General features: G+C 65.7%; 15 protein-coding genes. 4 read left to right on the top strand and 11 right to left on the bottom strand.

Annotation, left to right across the window (positions count from 1 at the left end; translation table 11 throughout):
* Positions 1 to 335 precede the first annotated feature (335 nt).
* The 9 genes from ACQR1L_RS03685 to ACQR1L_RS03725 all read right to left on the bottom strand — a co-directional run bounded on the left by ACQR1L_RS03685 (position 336) and on the right by ACQR1L_RS03725 (position 11,405).
* Entirely contained in the window at positions 336 to 1,508 is a 1,173-nt protein-coding gene (locus ACQR1L_RS03685) for a fumarylacetoacetate hydrolase family protein (protein WP_434856583.1), read from the bottom strand.
* 205 nt (positions 1,509 to 1,713) lie between these two features.
* The gene (locus tag ACQR1L_RS03690; RefSeq protein ID WP_434857225.1) at positions 1,714 to 2,667 is read right to left on the bottom strand and encodes a DMT family transporter; all 954 of its coding nucleotides are present in this window, start codon (positions 2,665 to 2,667) and stop codon (positions 1,714 to 1,716) included.
* Between the two features lie 198 nt (positions 2,668 to 2,865).
* Complete coding sequence (locus tag ACQR1L_RS03695) at positions 2,866 to 3,705, bottom strand: aldo/keto reductase (RefSeq protein WP_434856584.1); 840 nt, start codon at positions 3,703 to 3,705, stop codon at positions 2,866 to 2,868.
* 159 nt (positions 3,706 to 3,864) lie between these two features.
* Entirely contained in the window at positions 3,865 to 6,558 is a 2,694-nt protein-coding gene (locus tag ACQR1L_RS03700; RefSeq protein WP_434856585.1) for a nitrate reductase, read from the bottom strand.
* A gap of 17 nt (positions 6,559 to 6,575) precedes the next feature.
* On the bottom strand, positions 6,576 to 7,790 hold the full coding sequence (locus ACQR1L_RS03705; RefSeq protein ID WP_434856586.1) for an NAD(P)/FAD-dependent oxidoreductase: 1,215 nt from the start codon (positions 7,788 to 7,790) through the stop codon (positions 6,576 to 6,578).
* Between the two features lie 5 nt (positions 7,791 to 7,795).
* Positions 7,796 to 8,221 carry a globin family protein gene (locus tag ACQR1L_RS03710; protein ID WP_434856587.1) on the bottom strand — a complete coding sequence of 142 codons (426 nt, stop codon included), beginning with the start codon at positions 8,219 to 8,221 and terminating at the stop codon, positions 7,796 to 7,798.
* A gap of 87 nt (positions 8,222 to 8,308) precedes the next feature.
* Entirely contained in the window at positions 8,309 to 9,103 is a 795-nt protein-coding gene (locus ACQR1L_RS03715; RefSeq protein ID WP_434857226.1) for an ABC transporter ATP-binding protein, read from the bottom strand.
* A 10-nt stretch (positions 9,104 to 9,113) separates the two neighbouring features.
* Positions 9,114 to 10,022, bottom strand: a complete 909-nt coding sequence (ntrB, locus tag ACQR1L_RS03720) for a nitrate ABC transporter permease (RefSeq protein ID WP_434856588.1) — start codon at positions 10,020 to 10,022, stop codon at positions 9,114 to 9,116.
* Positions 10,023 to 10,088: 66 nt separating this feature from the next.
* A complete protein-coding gene (locus ACQR1L_RS03725; protein WP_434856589.1) occupies positions 10,089 to 11,405 on the bottom strand; it encodes a CmpA/NrtA family ABC transporter substrate-binding protein in 1,317 nt (438 codons plus the stop codon).
* A 703-nt stretch (positions 11,406 to 12,108) separates the two neighbouring features.
* Here ACQR1L_RS03725 and ACQR1L_RS03730 point away from each other — a divergent pair.
* Entirely contained in the window at positions 12,109 to 13,383 is a 1,275-nt protein-coding gene (locus tag ACQR1L_RS03730; RefSeq protein ID WP_434856590.1) for a serine hydrolase domain-containing protein, read from the top strand.
* A gap of 239 nt (positions 13,384 to 13,622) precedes the next feature.
* Positions 13,623 to 15,137 (top strand): sensor histidine kinase, encoded by a 1,515-nt coding sequence (locus ACQR1L_RS03735; RefSeq protein WP_434856591.1) that lies wholly within the window; start codon positions 13,623 to 13,625, stop codon positions 15,135 to 15,137.
* A gap of 10 nt (positions 15,138 to 15,147) precedes the next feature.
* On the opposite strand, the gene ACQR1L_RS03740 is transcribed toward ACQR1L_RS03735, so the two are convergent.
* The gene (locus ACQR1L_RS03740; RefSeq protein ID WP_434856592.1) at positions 15,148 to 15,882 is read right to left on the bottom strand and encodes a cytochrome c biogenesis CcdA family protein; all 735 of its coding nucleotides are present in this window, start codon (positions 15,880 to 15,882) and stop codon (positions 15,148 to 15,150) included.
* Between the two features lie 310 nt (positions 15,883 to 16,192).
* The gene (locus ACQR1L_RS03745) at positions 16,193 to 16,438 is read right to left on the bottom strand and encodes a hypothetical protein (protein ID WP_434857227.1); all 246 of its coding nucleotides are present in this window, start codon (positions 16,436 to 16,438) and stop codon (positions 16,193 to 16,195) included.
* A 526-nt stretch (positions 16,439 to 16,964) separates the two neighbouring features.
* Here ACQR1L_RS03745 and ACQR1L_RS03750 point away from each other — a divergent pair.
* Positions 16,965 to 18,191, top strand: a complete 1,227-nt coding sequence (locus ACQR1L_RS03750; protein WP_434856593.1) for a LysR family transcriptional regulator — start codon at positions 16,965 to 16,967, stop codon at positions 18,189 to 18,191.
* A gap of 7 nt (positions 18,192 to 18,198) precedes the next feature.
* A complete protein-coding gene (locus ACQR1L_RS03755; protein WP_015668220.1) occupies positions 18,199 to 18,594 on the top strand; it encodes a helix-turn-helix domain-containing protein in 396 nt (131 codons plus the stop codon).
* Positions 18,595 to 18,759: the final 165 nt, after the last annotated feature.

Here is an 18,759-nt window from a genome sequence, read left to right on the forward strand (position 1 = left end):
GCATTATGACGTGTCGGCTATGTCTCCGAACACCTGTCGGTGATGTATCCGGGCTGAACATCAAGCCGGGCGATGACAACTGAGTGCTGTGGGGCGTCCCGGGCCGTTCCTGATCGGCGTCCCATGACGTCTTCGCCGACGGCCACTCCAACCTGGTCGTCGCTCCGGGGCGCTCGCGATAGCGAGCGAGCCCGGAGTCCATAACCACGAACCTGCGTAGTGGAGCGCGATCGCAACTCAGACCATCTGCCTCACGCCCGCTGCGGCGTATGGATTCCGGGCTCGCGCTGTCGCGCGCCCCGGAATGACACCGAGTTTGTGGAAGCCGCCGTACCTCAGATCAGCTTCCGCCGCGCGAGACTCCGCATCAGCGCACTCACGCCGAACGTCCAGGGCTCGCATTCGTCGCTGTTGCGCATGCGGTTGACGAGGCGGCCGAGCTGGGGGGCGGAGATGGTGACAATGTCGTCGCGCTTGTGGGTGAAGCCCTGGCCCGCCGCGTCGCGGTCCTTGACGGGTGCGAACATCGTGCCGAGGAACAGCGCGAAGCCGTCGGGATATTGATGCACGGTGCCGATGGTCTGGGCGACGAGATCGGTCGGATCGCGGCTGATCTTGCTGATCGACGAATGGCCGTCGAGCACGAAGCCGTCGCTGCCGGTCACGTTGAGCGCGACGTCCATCTTGCGGACGTCATCCAAGGTGAATCTCTTGTCGAACAGGCGCAGCAGCGGGCCGATGGCGCAGGAGGCGTTGTTGTCCTTGGCCTTGGACAGCAGCAGCGCGGAGCGGCCCTCGAAGTCGCGCAGATTGACGTCGTTGCCGAGCGTGGCGCCGACGATCGCGCCCCGGCTCGACACCACCAGCACGACCTCCGGCTCCGGGTTGTTCCAGGTCGATTTCGGATGCAGCCCGGCGTCCATGCCGGTGCCGACGGACGACAGCGTCGGCGCCTTGGTGAAGACCTCGGCATCGGGGCCGATGCCGACCTCCAGATACTGGCTCCAGGCGTTCTGCTCGATCAGCACCTGCTTCAGGTGCATCGCCTGGTCCGAGCCCGGCTTGAGCTTGGAGAAATCGTCGCCGACCAGGCGCACCACTTCTTTGCGGATCGCCTCGGCCGAGGCCGGATTGCCGCGCGCGCGCTCCTCGATGACGCGCTCCAGCATCGAGATCGCGAAGGTGACGCCGGCAGCTTTCAGCACCTGCAGGTCGACGGGCGCCAGCAGCCACGGCTTGGCGGGATCGCGGCGGTCGGGCGGCGTGTTGGCAAGGATGGCGGCGAGGTCGCCGATGCGATCGCCTTTCATCGCATTCAGCGCCGCGGCGGGATCGTCGTGCTCGCAGAGCGCGGTGACGGTCGGGAAGGCCGAGGTGACGTCATAAACGCCATCGGCGCGCACAGCGACCACGGCCGGGCCGTCGGCCTCGGGGCGCCAGACCCGGCCGACCAGCGTGCCGCTGGCGCCGTCATCAGGCAATACGGTCTCGGGCGTCAGATCGATCATCGCGGCGTGCTCCCCATTGTTCTTGTTGCTCGGGAGCAGAGGTAGCATCGGCCGGAGCCAACTCCAAGCCACACGCTCCGTCATTCCGGGGCAAGGCCATAGGCCTTGAACCCGGAGTCCCGAGATGAGGCGCGGGAGCAAGACAAGCGCGAGATTCCGGGTTCGAGGCCTTCGGCCTCGCCCCGGAATGACGTGGGCTTAACGTCTAAGGATTCGGCGAACTCTCGCCGGCCACTTGCAGCAGTTGCGAGCGGCGGACGCGCTCGCGATGGGCGGTGTAGAGGCCGCTGGAAACGATGAAGGCGGCGCCGACGATGGTCCAGACATCCGGCAGCTCGCCGAACACCAGGAAGCCGAGGATGCTGACCCACAACAGCTGGGTGTAGGAGAACGGCGCCAGCACCGAGGCGTCGGCATAACGGAAGGCGAGCACGACGATCCACTGCCCCATGGTCGAGGCGACGCCGACCAGCACGCCGAAGCCGATGTCCTGCCAGGACGGCGTCACCCAGACGAACGGCACCATCGCCGAGAGCAGGCAGACCCCGGCGATCGACGAATAGGTCATGATGGTGATGGCATGCTCGCGACCACTCATCATCCGCGTCATGATCAGGGTGCAGGCCCAGGCGAACGCCGAGGCGATCGGAAACAGCGCGGCGAGATGGAAGGCGCCGGTGCCCGGGCGCAGGATGATCAGCACGCCGAACAGGCCGACGGCGGTCGCGATCCAGCGGCGCAGGCCGACCTTCTCGCTGAGGAAGACGATCGACAGCGCCGTCACGAACAGCGGCGCGACGAAGCCGGTGGCGGAGGCTTCCGCGATCGGCAGATAGCGCAGGCCGGAGATGAACATGATCGACGAGCCGAGCAGCGCGACGCCGCGCAGCAGATGGAACCCGACCCGCTCGGTGCGCATCGCAAACAGCGGCGAGGCCGGGATCATCGCCGGCACCATGATCAGCGCGAACACCACGAAGCGGATCCAGGTGATCTCGATCGAGGGCAACGTCTTGGAGAGATATTTCGCCGTGACGTCCGAGGTGCCGAGAAACACGGTCGACAGCAGGATCAGCGCGATGCCGCGGAACGGGCGGTCGGCGCGTGCGGGCGCACGCTTGGGCGAAGCGGCGGGCTTCTGCTGCACGGAGGTCGGCACGTCGTCGAGTCGCGCGGCGGCTGCCGCACTCGGGGGCGGGGTCACGGTCGAACTCGAAAGGTTGAGAGACGGAACGATTCGGTGAGAGGCGACAAAACGCCAATCACGCCGTGGCGACAACCCGTTGAAAGCGGGCAGCATCTATGCGCTGACCACGCGCCGGAGTAGCAAAACTCCGTAAGATTCCGTGATGCTGCACTACAGCATCGGCAAGCCCCGTGGCTTCGGCCCGCGCGGGAAGGCGCGATCGATCGCGGCGATCTCGGCCGCGGTCAGCTCGATGTCGCCGGCGGCGGCGTTCGCCTCGGCGTGCTCCGGGCGCGACGCTTTGGGGATCGCGAGCAGCGACGAGGCGCGGGTGAGGAAGGCGAGCGCGATCTGGCGCGGCGTCGCCTGGTGCTGATCGGCGATGCGCTGCAGCACCTCGCCACCGGGACTGCGGCGCTCGGGGAAGTCGTCATGGCCGAACGGCGAATAAGCGACCACCGCGACGCCGTGCTGGCCGCACCACGGGATGACGGCATGCTCGATGGCGCGCTCCTGCAGATGATAGAGCACCTGGTTGCAGGCGATCTTGCCGGGGCCTGCCACGTCGAGCAGCTCGTCGAGATCGTCGACGTCGAAATTGCTGACGCCCCAGGAGGCGATCTTGCCGGTGGATTTCAGCTCCTCGAATGCCGCGACCGTCTCTTCCAGCGGATAAGAGCCCGGCCAATGCAGCAGGTAGCAATCGAGACGGTCGGTCTTGAGCCGCGTCAGCGAGCGCTCGCAGGCCGTGATGGTGCCTTTGGGCGACGCGTTGCTCGGCAGCACCTTGGAGACCAGGAACACCTCGTCGCGGCGGCCGGCGATCGCCTCGGCGATGACGAGCTCGGCCTCGCCGTACATCTCCGCGGTGTCGATATGCGTCATGCCGCGGTCGAGCCCGCGCTGCAAGGTCGCGATGGCGCGCTTGCGATCGGCGTGGTCGAGATACCAGGTGCCCTGCCCGATCACGGACACGCCGGTGCCGCCGGTTCCGAATGTCTTGTGCTTCATGGAGGGGAGCATAGAGGATGCGGTGCGCGACGTCGATCACCGCACGCCGTCATTGCGAGCGCAGCGAAGCAATCCAGGATGGTGGACGGGACTCTGGATTGCTTCGCTTCGCTCGCAATGACGAGGGCTGCGCCCTCGTCTCAGGGTCGTCGATCGAGGCTAGCTCGCCACTTTCACGGCATCAGCCGCCTGCGCCGGCACCTGCGCAATCAGGCGCTTCATCTCGGGGATGCAGGAGCCGCAATTGGTGCCGGCCTTGAGCTGCGCGCCGATCACCGCCGGCGTGCGGGCGCCCGCGGCGATCGCGTCGCAGATGGTGTCGCGGCCGACGCCGAAGCAGGCGCAGACGATCGGGCCGCCGCCCGTGCCATCCGGCGCGCGTCCCGACAGCAGCATGCGACGCTGCTCGTCGTCGAGACGGTCGGCGGCGAACATCGTCTTGACAACGTTCCAGTCGCCGGCGTCATGGCCGGGGCCGACGAACACGGAGGTCGCGATGCGATCGCCATCGAACGACGCGGCGCGATAGACGCCGCCGCCGACGTCCATGTAGTCGGCGACATCCTCGGTCGCGCGCGCCTTGAACCAGCCGGGCCAGCGCATCAGGTCGCCATTGTCGGCGAACAGATAGCCGAAGCCGCCGGGCACGGTCGCGCGCACCCACCATAGATTGGACGGCAGCGCGAGTTCGGTGCGAGACAGGATGAAGCCGCGGAAGACGTACTCGTAAGGTGAGATCGCGGCCGGCGTCGCCTTGGCCTCGGGCTGCCCGGAGAACGGATCGGTGTGCGAGGCGACCAGCGCGCCGACGCGGCCATGCGAGGAGTTGGTCGCGTTCCAATGAATCGGCGCGAACAGCATGCCGCGCTGCTGGCGCTCGCTGACGACGACTTTCAGGATGCACTGTCCGTGCTCGGTCGTGACCTTGGCGAAGCCGTCATGCATCAGGCCGTAGCGCAGCGCGTCGTCCGGATGCACCTCGACGAACGGCTCCGGCAGATGCGCGCCGAGACGCGGGCTGAGGCCCGTGCGCGTCATCGTGTGCCACTGATCGCGAATGCGCCCGGTGTTCAGCCGCAACGGACGCGCGGCGTTGGTCTCGCTGCGCAGCGCCGGCACCTCCGGCGCGACGAAGCGCGCCTTGCGGTCGTTGGTGTAGAAGGCGCCGTCGGCGAAGAAGCGCGGCTCGGGCGGCTTGCCCGCGCGAACCGGCCACTGCACCGGCGCCATCGTGTCGTATTCCTCATCCGACAACGTCGAAAGGCCGCCGATGTCGAAGTCGCGGCTGCCGTCGTTCTCGAACGCCGACAGTGCGGCGTGCTCGCGGAAGACGTCGGCGGCGGAGGTGTAGTTGAACGCGGCCGCGTGGCCGAGCCGCTTGCCGACCTCGCTGAGGATCCACCAGTCGGGCTTGGCCTCGCCGGCCGGCGTCATGAACGCCCGCTGGCGCGAGATGCGGCGCTCGGAATTCGTCACGGTGCCCGACTTCTCGCCCCAGGCCTGCGCCGGCAACAGCACATGCGCGCCGACATCGACGGTGTCGTTGGAGCGGACGTTCTCGGAGACGACGAACAGTTCGAGCTTCTTCAGCGCAGTGCGGACAAGATCGGCATCCGGCAGCGACACCGCCGGGTTAGTACCGATCACCCACAGCGCCTTGATCTGGCCGCGCGCGATCGCCTCGAACATCTGCACCGCCTTCAAGCCCTCATGGGTGGCGATATCGGAGGCCTTCCAGAAGCGTCTGACACGATCGATGTCCGGCGGCGTGAAGCTCATGTGAGCGGCGAGCTGATTTGCGAGGCCGCCGACCTCACGGCCGCCCATCGCATTCGGCTGGCCCGTCAGCGAGAACGGCCCCATGCCCGGCCTGCCGATGCGCGCGGTGGCGAGATGGCAGTTGAGGATCGCGTTGACCTTGTCGGTGCCCTGCGCCGACTGGTTGACGCCCTGCGAGTACAGTGTGACGGCCTTGGGCGTGTCGCGGAACAGCTTGAAGAAGGCCGCGACATCGGCCTCCGAGAGACCGGTGGCAAGCGCGGTCGCGGCGGCACTGCCCGCGAGATTGCGGGCACGCGCCAGCGTCTCGTCGAAGCCGCTCGTGTGCCGCACGATGTAATCACCGTCGAGCGCGCCGCTGTCGGCGAGATGCACCAGCAGGCCGGAAAACAGCGCGGCATCGGTGCCGGGTTTCAGACCGAGAAAAAGGTCGGCTTCGCTGGACGTATCGGTGCGGCGCGGATCGATGACGACGAACTTCGCGCCCCGGTTCTGCTTGTTGGCCAGCATGCGCTGGTACAGAACCGGATGGCACCAGGCGGCGTTGCTGCCGACGAACACCAGCAGATCGGCCTGGTCGAGATCCTCATAGGTGCCGGGCACGGTATCGCTGCCGAACGCGCGGCGATGGCCGGCGACCGAGGACGCCATGCACAGCCGCGAATTGGTGTCGACATTGGCCGAGCCGAGAAAGCCCTTCATCAGCTTGTTGGCGACGTAATAGTCCTCGGTCAGCATCTGGCCCGAGAGATAGAACGCCACCGCGTCCTCGCCGTCGCGGGCGACGATGTGCTTCAGCCGTGTCGCGACGTGGTCGAGGGCGTCGCTCCAGGCCACCCGCTCCATGCCGTGCTTGCAGCGGACCATCGGATACAAGAGCCGGTTCTCGAGGCCCAGCGTCTCGCCGAGCGCCGAGCCCTTGGAGCAGAGCCGGCCGAGATTGGCGGGATGCACGGGATCCCCGGAGATGGCCGCGCCGCCGCTGCCGTCGGGCGTGGCGAGCACGCCGCAGCCGACACCACAATAGGGACAGGCGGTGCGCACCGTACGCAATTTCGGATCAACGCTCGTCATCGTGCGAGGCCCCTCTCTCACGCCGCCTTCGGCCGCGTCCCCACGCGGCCGAACATCATCTCGGTCCGGATCGATACGATCGATTCCCGGCTGCGGATCAGATCGCGATACCAGAGCGCATCCTGCGTATCGCCGATCAGCACGGCGCCGGTCAGGCGGCCGTCGGCGATCACGAGCTTCTTGTAGATGCCGCGCCTGACATCGTTGAGCACGATCGCCTCGCTGCCGTCGGCGCCGATGAAGTCGCCGGCCGAAAACACCGCGACGCCGGAGACCTTCAGATTGGTCGATACGATGCTGCCGCTATAGGCCGCCTTGCGGCCGGCAAGATGCCGGGCCAGCACCCGCGCCTGCTCGTAGGCGGGCTCGACCAGGCCGTAGCAGGTGCCGCGATGCTCGGCGCATTCGCCGAGCGCGAAGATGCCGGGCGCCGAGGTCTGCATAACGTCGTCGACGGCGATGCCGCGATTTACGGCGAGCCCCGCCTCCCTGGCGAGCGCCACGTTGGGCTTGATGCCGGCGGCGAAGATCACCGCGTCGGCAGCGATGCGCCGGCCATCGGCAAGCTCGACGCCTTCGACCCGGGCCTCGCCATGGATCGCCGCCGTGCTCGCCTGCAGCAGGACCTCGATGCCCTTGCGCTCGACCAGGACTTTCAACAGCGCCGCTGCGGGCGCATCGAGCTGCCGCTCCATCAGCCGGTCCATCAGATGCAGCAGCGTGACCTGGGCGCCGGCGCGCGCCAGACCGTAGGCGGCTTCCAGCCCCAGCAATCCGCCGCCGACCACGACGACGCGCGCTTTCTTTGCAGCGAGACTCAGCAGCACATCGGTGTCGCGGCTGTCGCGAAACGTGTGCACGCCCGCCAGATCAGCTCCGGGCACGGGCAGCCGCAGCGGCAGCGAGCCGGTGGCGAGGACCAGACGCGAGAACGCGACGTTTTCGTCGTTCTCGATCTGGAGCTCGCGCCGGCCGACATCGATGCCGGTGACACGCGCGCCGTACTTCAACGTCACGCCGCGTTCACGCCACCAATTGGCCGGTTTGAGCTCGATCTCGTGCAAGGCCGCCTCGCCCGCCAGCACCGAGGACAGCAGCACGCGGTTGTAGGCGAGCCGCGGCTCTTCGCCGATCACGGCGATCGCGTAACGGCCGAGCGCCGCGTGCGACAGTTCCTCGACCAGCTTCGCAGCGGCCATGCCGTTGCCGACGATGACGAGCGGCTCACTCAATGCGCTTACTCCGCGGCCTGCGCCTTGCCATAGGCCTCGGCGATCATGAAGCCCGACAACGTGCCATAGGCGGCGGTCCAGGCGTCGGCGACGTCAGGCGTCCAGGCCGCGCCTAATCCCTTCTCCAGCGTCCACAGCAGCGCGGATCCGACGATCGGGTAATGCTCGGGCTTCGCGCCGTAGCCGACATGGCGCTTGGCAAGCGCGCTCGCTGCAGGAAGGATCGCGGGCAGGTTAGACAACCCGTTCACGACCAAGGCGAGCGTCGCCATCAGCTTCTTGCGCTGCTCGGTGAGATCCTCGGGAAACATCGCGCGCACCTGCGGCGCGACCTCGAACAGGCGGTTGTAGAAAATCACGGCAGCCTGGTCGGAAATCGGGCCGACCTTGGCAAAACTCTCCTGGACCAATGCGATCTGAGACGGCGTCATGGGAAATCCTTTTGCTGAAACGAGAACCCGTTAGTCGCCGGAGGCGGAGAGCGGTTCGATCCGCTCTCCGATTCGGTCATGCAATGATCAGGCCGCCTCAACGAAGCGGTGCCGCTCGTAGAGGAATTCGAGCACGCGCTGGCGACACTTGACGTAGGTGGCATTGGTCGCGAGCTCGAGCCGCTTGCGCGGGCGCGGCAACGCGACCTCGAGCACCTCGCCGATATGGGCGCTGGGACCATTGGTCATCATCACGATGCGATCCGACAACAGCACGGCCTCATCGACGTCGTGGGTGATCATCAGGATGGTGTTGCCGAGCTTTTGGTGCAGCGCCATGACCGAGTCCTGCAGATGCGCGCGCGTCAGCGCGTCGAGCGCGCCGAACGGCTCGTCGAGCAGCAGCACCTTCGGCTCCATGGCGAGCGCACGCGCAATGCCGACGCGCTGCTTCATGCCGCCGGAGATCTCGTTCGGACGCTTGTCCTTGGCATGGGCCATCTGCACCAGGTTGAGATTGTGCATGGTCCAGGCGTCGCGCTCGGCGCGCGTCTTGGTCTTGGCGAACACCTTGTCGACGCCGAGGCGCACGTTCTCATAGACCGTGAGCCACGGCAGCAGGCTGTGGTTCTGGAACACGACGGCGCGGTCCGGTCCCGGCGAATTCACCTCGCGCTCCTCCAGCAGCACGCCGCCAGTGGTGGCCTGGGTGAGGCCGGCGACGATGTTGAGCATCGTCGACTTGCCGCAGCCGGAATGGCCGATGATCGAGACGTACTCGCCCTTCTCGATCGTCAGGTTGATGTCCTTCAGCACCTCGGTGGTCGCGGCGCCGCGGGTGAAAGTCTTGTCGACGTGGTCGAGCTTCAGATAGGCCATGATGCTGTCCCTCTCAGTTCGTCGCGGTGCCGCGGGTGACGATCTTGCCGACGACCGCGATCAGGCGGTCGAGCACGAAGCCGATGATGCCGACATAGAACAGGGCGAGAATGATCTCGCTGATATGCGAGGAATTCCACGCGTCCCAGATGAAGAAGCCGATGCCGACGCCGCCGATCAGCATTTCCGCCGCCACGATCGCGAGCCAGGACAGGCCGATGCCGATGCGCAGGCCGGTGAAGATGTAGGGCGCGGCCGCCGGGATCATGATCTTGGCGAAGAACTCCAGCGGATTGAGCTGCACGACGGCCGCGACATTGCGATAGTCCTGCGGGATGTTGCGGATGCCGACCGCGGTGTTGATGATGATCGGCCACACCGAGGTGATGAAGATGACGAAGATCGCCGAGGGCTGGCCGTCGCGGAACGCGGCGAGCGACAGCGGCAGCCAGGCGAGCGGCGGGATCGTGCGCAGCACCTGGAAGATCGGGTCGAGCCCGCGCATCGCCCACACCGACTGGCCGATCAGGGTGCCCAGCGCGACGCCGACGATTGCGGCAATCGCATAGCCGATCGCCACGCGGCGGAGACTGGCCTCCAGATGCCAGAACAGGCCCTTGTCAATGCCGCCGTGATCGAAGAACGGATCGAAGATCAGCTCGCGCGTGTCCGAAAACACGCGCGACGGCGGCGGCAGCGCCGAGCCGGCGCGGCGGCAGAGCAGCTCCCAAACGATCAGGAACAGCGCCAGCACGATCAGCGGCGGCACGATGCGCACCGCGGCCTCGCGGGCCATCTTCACATAGCGCTCGGCGCGCGGCTGCTGCTTCGGCGTCATCGTCACGATGGACGCGGAGGTTGAGGGTGACGCGGCAGGCACGATCTTCGGAGCGTGATCATTGGTCAACGCTGGCATGGACATCGGAAGCCTTTCTCCGTGCAATGAGAGGGGCCGCGCGCGTTGTCCGCGCGCGGGCGAAGGTCCTGATCAGGCGTCGATGCGCTTGATCGACAGCGACTTCAGATAGGCGGCGGGATCTTCGGGATCGAACACCTTGCCGTCGAAGAACGTCTCCTTGCCGCGCGACTTGGAGGTCGGGATCTCCGCCACTGGGACGTTCATCTCCTTGGCCGCCTCGCGCCAGATGTCCTCGCGGTTGACCTTGGCGATCAGCGACTTCGCATCGAACCCGGCCTCGTACTTGCCCCAGCGGATGTCCTCGGTGATGAACCAGAGATCGTGGCTCTGGAACGGATAGGAGGCGAAGTCGCGCCAGTACTTCATGATATGCGGCGAGTTCTCGACCACCTTGCCGGTGCCGTAGTCGAACTTGCCGGCCGTGCGTCCGGCAACGTCATCAACCGGGCAGTTCATCCACTGCCGCTTGGCCATGATGGTCGCAAGCTCCTGCTTGTTCTCCATCTTATCGGCCCACTGCTGGGCCTCCATGACCGCCATGGTCAGTGCCTTCGCGGCCTTCGGATATTTGTCGACGAAGGCTGAGCGCATCGCGAACGACTTTTCAGGATGCTTGTTCCAGATTTCGCCGGTGTTGACCGCGGTGTAGCCGATGCCCTGGTTGACGAGCTGCGCATTCCACGGCTCGCCGACGCAGAAGCAGTCCATGGTGCCGACCTTCATGTTCGCCACCATCTGCGGCGGCGGCACCACGATGGTCTCGATGTCCTTGTCGGGATCGATGCCGCCGGCGGCGAGCCAGTAGCGGATCCACAGATCGTGGGTGCCACCGGGGAAGGTCATCGCCGCCTTCACCGACTTGCCGGACGCCTTCTTCTTCTCCAGCGCCGCCTTGAACGGAGCGGTGTCCAGGCCGAGCTTGAAGTCGGCATATTCCTTGGCGACCGAGATGCACTGCGCATCGAGATTGAGCCGCGCCAGGATGTACATCGGCGTCGGCTGGTTGTTCTGCGTTACCTTGCCCGAGGAGATCAGGTAGGGCATCGGCGTGAGGATATGCGCGCCGTCGATGCCGTTGCCTTCGGAGCCGAGCACGAGATTGTCGCGCGTGGTGCCCCATGACGCCTGCTTCTGCACGTCGACGTCGGGCATGCCGTACTTCGCGAAAATGCCCTTGTCCTTGGCGACGAACAGCGGGCCGGCATCGCTCAGCGCGATGAAGCCGAGCTTGGCGCTGGTGACTTCCGGCCCTGCGCCTTGCGCGAAGGCACCAGCCGGCAGGTTCAGCTTGGCGGCGGCGAGCAGTGCAGCCGTGCCGGCGCCGGCCTTGAGAAGCTGACGACGGCTGATGCCGTTGCGGCGAGCGGGATGGGCAGTCTTCGTCATGAGTGCTGTCGTCCTTTGTCTGAAAAGCGCTCGATCGGTTGAAAAGGCCCGTCCGTCAGGCGCCGTTCGATCGCGCACAGGGGCGCGTTCCGAGGAGGTGCCTCGGAGGGGCAGCGTCAGATGTCGGATGGGGTTTGCGCAGACGGCATCGATGGCGTCGGAACCATCTATTCAAGCATTGTGCCAAGCATCGAGTTTGGGCGAAGCGTTGTATGATCAACAAGTTAGACGAAAGCGCCGGCGGCTCCGGAGGCACGAAGCAGCATCTAAAATTTGCGATTCGCCCACTTCCTGTGCGTTGCACAAGAAGTGGGCGGGGCGCTTTATGGTCTCACGGCCGGTCCGCCCCTGCGCCTCGCGCGCGCGCGTCTGGCCCACCTGCCCCGTCCCCAGGCTGAGATTCTCATGACCTGAATCTGCGGGCCCAAGACTGGTGACCCGAAGCTGCCCGCAGCCTCGTCCATCGCCGGATCGGCCCGATTTGCCGCGTCTCGAAAAAAGCGGCGTCTCATCTCTTGAGAACTCCAGCAGCCTCACTCAGCGGCGTGGATGAACCACTCCTTCTTTTCGCGGATGCGACTCCTACGGCAGGTGCCATTGGAAGGACTGGCGATTTCGGCTATCACGCTGGCGCCCCTCGGACGCGTGCAGCCGCGCTGCCACGCGCGTCATGACAACAAGATCAAGCTTGCGGAGACGCCCGATGCTCGCCCCCACCCCCGCCTCGCCCGAATCCGTCGGCATGTCCAAGGCTGCGCTGGACCGCATCGATGCGCATCTGCAGCAGCGCTACGTCGACGCCGGCCGCTTCCCGGGCACCCAGCTGATGGTCTATCGCCGCGGCAAGATCGTGCATGCGAGCTCGATTGGCTACGCCGATGTCGAGCGCAAGGTACCGGTCAGCGATCAGACGATCTACCGCATCTACTCCATGACCAAGCCGATCACCTCGGTCGCCTTCATGATGCTGGTGGAAGAAGGCAAGGTCGCGCTGGACGAGCCGGTCGCGAAGTACATTCCGGAATGGAAGAACCTCGGCGTCTTCGTCGCGGGCACGGCGCCGGCCTTCATCAGCCGGCCGCCGACGCGGCCGATGCTGATCGTCGACCTGCTGCGCCACACGTCGGGTTTGACCTACGGCTTCCAGCAGCGCTCCAACGTCGATGCCGCCTATCGCGACGCCAAGATCGGCGCGGTCGAGAAGGCCGGCACCTTGCAGTCGATGATCGATGACCTCGCGAAGATTCCGCTGGAGTTCTCGCCCGGCGAGGCCTGGAACTACTCGGTCTCGACCGACGTGGTCGGCTATCTCGTCGGCAAGATCGCCGACAAGCCGTTCGAGCAAGTCCTGAAGGAGCGCATCTTCGATCCGCTGGGGATGGCCGACACCGACTTCCACGTCCCCGCCGCCAAGGCGCACCGTCTGGCCGCATGCTACTCGGCCGATCCCGCGGGCATGATGTCGTTCCATGCCGCCGACCGCAAGGGCGGCCTGACCCTGCAGGACGATCCCGCCACCAGCACCTTCCTGAGCCCGCCCGACTTCATCTCCGGCGGCGGCGGCCTGTGTTCGACGACGGCGGACTATCTCACCTTCTGCCGCGCGCTGATCAATGGCGGCGAGCTCGGCGGCGTCAGGCTGCTGGGGCCGAAGACGCTGAAGCTGATGACGTCGAACCACCTGCCGGGCGGCGTCGACCTGCCGGCGCTGTCGCGCTCGATGTTCGCCGAGGCCGCCTACAACGGCATCGGTTTTGGTCTCGGCTTCTCGGTGACCATGGATCCGGCCAAAACGCTGATCGCCGGCAGCGCCGGCGAATATGCCTGGGGCGGCGCCGCCTCGACCGCGTTCTGGATCGACCCGGCGGAGGAGCTGATCACGATCTTCATGACGCAGGTGCTGCCGTCGAGCGCCTATCCGATCCGCCGCGAGCTGCGCACCATGGTCTACGCAGCGATTGCGGAGAGCAATTTGTAGTAGCCGCTGTGGCGAAAAAGCCGCTCAGGGAACCGGAGATTCGCGACGCATTGGTCTTGGCGGGCGCAGACCTCGCTCCTATGCTGACGGGGATGTGAACGGCCGCAACCGCAAAGCGATTGCGAATGCGGCCGCCGCAGCCTGATATCCGCTCGCCGCAGCCATCCACCTCCACGCTTCCGTATCTGTCCTTCCCGCGGCGCGGAACGGCGAACGCGAACGCCACCAACGGGGCATCAGTGCCGAAGCTCACCCTGCCGGTCCGGCTCGCTCTTCTGGTCGCAGGGACCACGCTTCCGCTCATCCTGTTCGCGGGCGGGATCGTGTTTCACAACTACATGCAGGACCGCAACGACGCGCGGCAGCGGGTGCTCGACACGGTGCGCAGCATCCGCCTGACGCTCGATGCGGAGATGCAGCGCATGACCGGGGGCATCCAAGTCCTCGCCTTGACCGATGCCCTGACATCAGGTGATTTCGAGCGCTTCCGTCCGATCGCGATGGGCTTCCTCCAGCAGTACGGCAAGGACGGCACGATCCTGGTCGCCGACCGCGAAGGACACCAGCTGTTCTCCTCGGCGACGACGGATACGGCAAATCTGCCGCTCCGTAGCAACCGCGAGATCACGCAGCGGGTGTTCGAGACGCGGCAGCCGCAATATTCCGACCTGTTCTACGGCATCGTGAAGAAGAGCCTGATCGTCACGGTCGAGGTGCCGGTGCTTCGCGACGGCCAGGTCATCTACGACATCTCGTTCAGCCCGCCGGTGGGCATGTTCCAGAACATGCTCGAAAAGCAGCTTCCGAGTGCGGACTGGACCTTGTCGCTGCTCGACCGTCAGGCCACCGTGTTCGCGCGCGTCCCCAATCCGGCGGCAACGATCGGCAAGAAGGCGTCGCCGACGGTAATCGATCGCATGATGAGCGAGCCCGAGGCGACGCTCTCGAGCACCTCGCTCGAAGGCGTGCCGCTGCTATCGAGCTTCACCCGTTCGAGCCTGACCGGCTGGATCATCGGCGCCGGCATCAGCGAGGAGTCGCTGGTCGCGCCGCTGTGGCGCAACCTTGCGATCACGAGCCTGCTCGGCGGCATCATGCTGGCGATCGGCCTTGCCTTCGCGGTGCGCATGGCGACGACGATCGCGCGCGCCGAGACGCTGCACGATCTGCTGATCGAGGAGCTCAACCACCGTGTCAAGAACACGCTGGCGATCCTGCAGGCGATCGCGGTGCAGAGCTTCCGCAGCGCCAGCCGCGCCGAGCGTGAGAAGTTCGAGGGCCGGCTTGGCGCACTGGCCGAAGCACATAACCTGCTCAGCAAGGAGAAATGGCAGGGCTCCGAGCTCGAGGACGTGATCGGGCGCGTCCTCAAGCCGTATCAATTGAACAATCCCGAGCGCATCCGCATCACCGGCCCGAAGGTCGCGCTGTCACCGCGGCTCGCGGTCGTGCTGTCGATGATCGTGCACGAGATCGCGACCAATGCGGCCAAGTATGGCGCGCTGTCCAACGACACCGGAGCGGTGGATCTGTCCTGGGAGTTCACTCAGCCGGACGCCGCCAAGAAACTGCCGGGCCGCCTGCGGCTGGTGTGGCGCGAGACCGGCGGCCCCGTCGTCTCGGCTCCGATCCAGCGCGGTTTCGGCTCGCGCCTGATCGAGCGCAGTGCGCGCGATCAACTGGGCGGCGAGGCCACCGTCGACTTCCTGCCGCCCGGCGTCGTCTACACCATCAGTTGCAAGCTGGAAGATTGAGCCACTGAACTCAGCCGAACTTCTGCAGCGCCGGGAAGGTCTCGAGCAGCCAGATGCTGAAGGTCGACACCGCGCCGGTGAGGAAGCCGATGCCGGTTGCGATCATCAGCACGCCCATCGCGCGCTCGACATTGGCGAGATGTCCGCGCATGCGCATGAACAGCGCCGAGAACTGCTCGATCATGAAGGCCGCGACCAGGAAAGGAATTCCGAGGCCCGCGGAGTAGACCGCCAGCAGCCCGGCGCCCTTGGCGACCGTGGATTCGGCAGCCGCGATCGACAGGATCGCCGCCAGGATCGGACCGATACATGGCGTCCAGCCGAAGGCGAAGGCGAGCCCCATCACGTAGGCGCCCCAAAGACCGACCGGCTTAGGGATCGGCAGCCGCCCCTCGCGCATCAGGAAGGCGATCCGGGTGAGGCCGAGGAAGTGCAGGCCCATCACGATGATCACGATACCGGCGAGGATGGAGAGCTGCTCGGAATAGGCCCGGATCAGGCCGCCGATCAGCGAGGCGCTCGCGCCGAGCATGACGAACACGGTGGAGAAGCCCAGCACGAACAGCGCCGCCGAGATCATCACCGCACGGCGGGAGGCCGACGGCGGCTCCTCGCTCTCGATGTGCTCGATCGTGGCACCCGTGAGATAGACCAGGTAGGGCGGGACCAGAGGCAGCACGCAGGGAGAAAGAAAGCTCACCAGTCCGGCGATGAACGCGGCCGGTATCGATACGTTCTGGATCATGCTGTTCCCGCGATACGCCCCACGAGCGGCGCGATCAGGCCGGGGCACGACGCTTCTTGCCGCCGATACCGGGAATACGCAACAGACGCGCCGATATTACGGAAGGCGCCGGACAGCGCGGGCCCCGGCAGCCGGCCCGGCCACGCCGGCCAATCGACCGCGCCGCGCGCTCCAGGCAAGCCGCAGCCCGCCCGCGAGCCCGGCATCGAGAGCTCAAGCCCGAATCGTGTGAGCGGAGCGCAGCCCAAATCTGTAAGGAAAGCATATCACGATTGCGCTAAATGCACCTTTGTGCACATAACGAACCGTGCTATTTCACCACGCGCAGGAGCGGCTGACGACGTTGGCCGGGCTGCAGCTTCGAATCACGCAGCTTGTCGGGGTTGTCGGCTTGGACCATCTCATCGCACAGCGACTTCAGATCGTCCTCGCTCAGCCGGTTGAGCTTCATGCGCAGGTCAAGGATGGCCACTGAGACCAGATGCGCCGATTCGCGATTGCCCGTCGCGGCGAGAGCCGCGCGGCACTGCTCCAGGGATGCAAGCACTGCAAGCATTTGTTCGTCTGAATTGGCCACCGGCGTCGTTCCGTTCTAGCGTGCAACGAGATGGAGCCGAGCAAGTCCCGACCACATGGCTTCCAAGTTCGTCGCGTCGTTGTTCCCCTGCGCGTTCTCCGTGCGTCTCGCCGAGACTCGTGTTCCGGCCGCACCATCGCGCCCAGACACATGACCCGTCCACACGCATCCTGCCATGACCCGTCGCAAAGACGAATGAGAAAATCCCGGCATTCGAGGAGTCAGCGCCACAATCCGTTCATCAAGATAGCATGACGAGGGGCCATCTTCGAATACCATTTCATTGCAGTCGGGACAAAAACCGTCGATGCTGGCGCCGACTCGCGCTAAACGTGTCCACATCGTACAAGACATGACCTTCCGCGCCGTTGCGGGCGGTAACAGCATGCTGCAGAGGACTGAAGACACTCGACCCAATCGATCCTCGATCTCTGAACCAACCCCGGCCACGACTGGCCATGTCCGTACTTTCTCGGAATCACTCTAGCAGGCGGAGACAGCTTGTATGCGCGTTGCGGCGGAACGGGGCGTTCCTCAAAAGGAACGCCAGGACCTGGCCGACCCTGGCGCGCCGCTGGCGCCGGCGAGCGAAAGTGATTGGTCCGTAGTGCCTGACTCTGACAGCAAGTCCGCGACCGACAGCGGCGCCAGCCCGAAGGGCGCGACCGAGACCAAGTCGTCGACGCGTAGCGCGATCGGCCGGCCCACGCCAAGCAAGGCCGCGATCAGCAAATCCGCGCTCGCCAGTCTCACCGACTGGGATGCCGCGCGCATCTTCCTCGAAGTTGTCAGGGCCGGCAGCTTCCGCTCGGCCGCCGAGCGGCTGACGCTTTCGATCAACGCGGTGCGGCGCCGGATCGACGATTTCGAGCGGCAGATCGGCGCGACGCTGTTCACGCGCGACGTTCACGGCGCTCGCCTCACCGACGAAGGTGCGCTGGTGGTCTCCGCCGTCGAGCGCATGGAAGCAGCCTCCTTCGAACTGCTGCGCGCCGGAGACGGGCTCGCCGGCGCGGCCTCGGGCGAGGTGCGGGTTGCCGTCACCGAGGGACTCGGCACGTTCTGGCTGGCGCCGCGGCTGGTGGAGTTTCAGCAGAGCTTCCCGAACGTCATGGTCGACCTCTATTGCGCGATGCGTTCGGCCGACGTGTCGCGCCATGAAGCCGACGTCGCCATTCACCTGTCGCGGCCGGCGGCGCTCGACGTCAAGCTGGTGCGGCTCGGCCGCATGCATCTGATGTGCTTCGCCAGCGAGAAGTATCTCGAAACCTATGGCACGCCGAAGTCGATCGACCAGCTGGTGAAGCACCGGCTGGTCCTGCAGGTGGCGGACGAGGCCGCGGCCAATGCAGCCTTCGCGACCATCTTCCCCGGCTACGAGCAGCGCGACCTGATCGTCATGACCACCAACGTCTCCAGCGCCAACTACTGGGCGGTCGCCCACGGCGCCGGTATCGGGGTATTCCCAACCTATGCGAGTGCGCTGGGCGGGAAGATTGTCCCGTTGGAGGTCGAGCTGAAATGGTCTTACGACATCTGGCTGTCCTACCACGCCACCACCGGCCGCATCCCTAGGGTGCGCCACATGATCGACTGGCTGGTGGAGGCTTTTAACCCTGGCAAATACCCGTGGTTTAAAGACGAATTCATCCATCCACAGCAACTTAAAACAGTATATATGGGTGAACCCCTGACCCATCTGTTCGGGGGATTTCCGATGGAAGGACGGTAAAATCAGTATGAATAAATCAGCGGCAAAGAAAATGAAGCAGCGCAGTGCCGGCAAGCCGGACATTGAGCTCGGCAAGCGCATTCGCCTCCGGCGTGTGGAGCAGAAGATCTCGCAGGCTGAACTCGGCGAAAAGCTCGGCGTGAGCTTTCAGCAGGTCCAGAAGTACGAGAAGGGCGTGAACCGGGTTGGTGCCGCGCGTCTTCAGCAGATCGCGACCGCGCTCGACGTGCCCGTGACGTTCTTCTACGACGGCGACAGCAAGGCCCGCGAGGTCGAGAGCCTCCTGTTCCTGGATTCGGCCTTCAGCCTGCGGTTGCTGCGCGCCTACAGCAAGATCAAGGACCAGACCGTCCAGCGTCAGCTGGTGTCCCTGATGGAATCGATCGCAGCGAACGAAGAATAGGCAACGCCGTCTGCTCCGTCAGACCGGCTTGCCCGTGATGGGTATGGGCCATCTTCGCTCGAGGGCGCAACTTGGGGGCGCCAGGCGCTCTGCCGGCTCGGGCGAGTTCACTGCATCGGCCTGAAGGCCGACCGATCGACGCGGCCGGTCCTCCCGGCCCCTCTC

The sequence above is a fragment of the Bradyrhizobium sp. HKCCYLR20261 genome (genome assembly GCF_051168435.1).
Classification (GTDB): Bacteria; Pseudomonadota; Alphaproteobacteria; order Rhizobiales; family Xanthobacteraceae; genus Bradyrhizobium.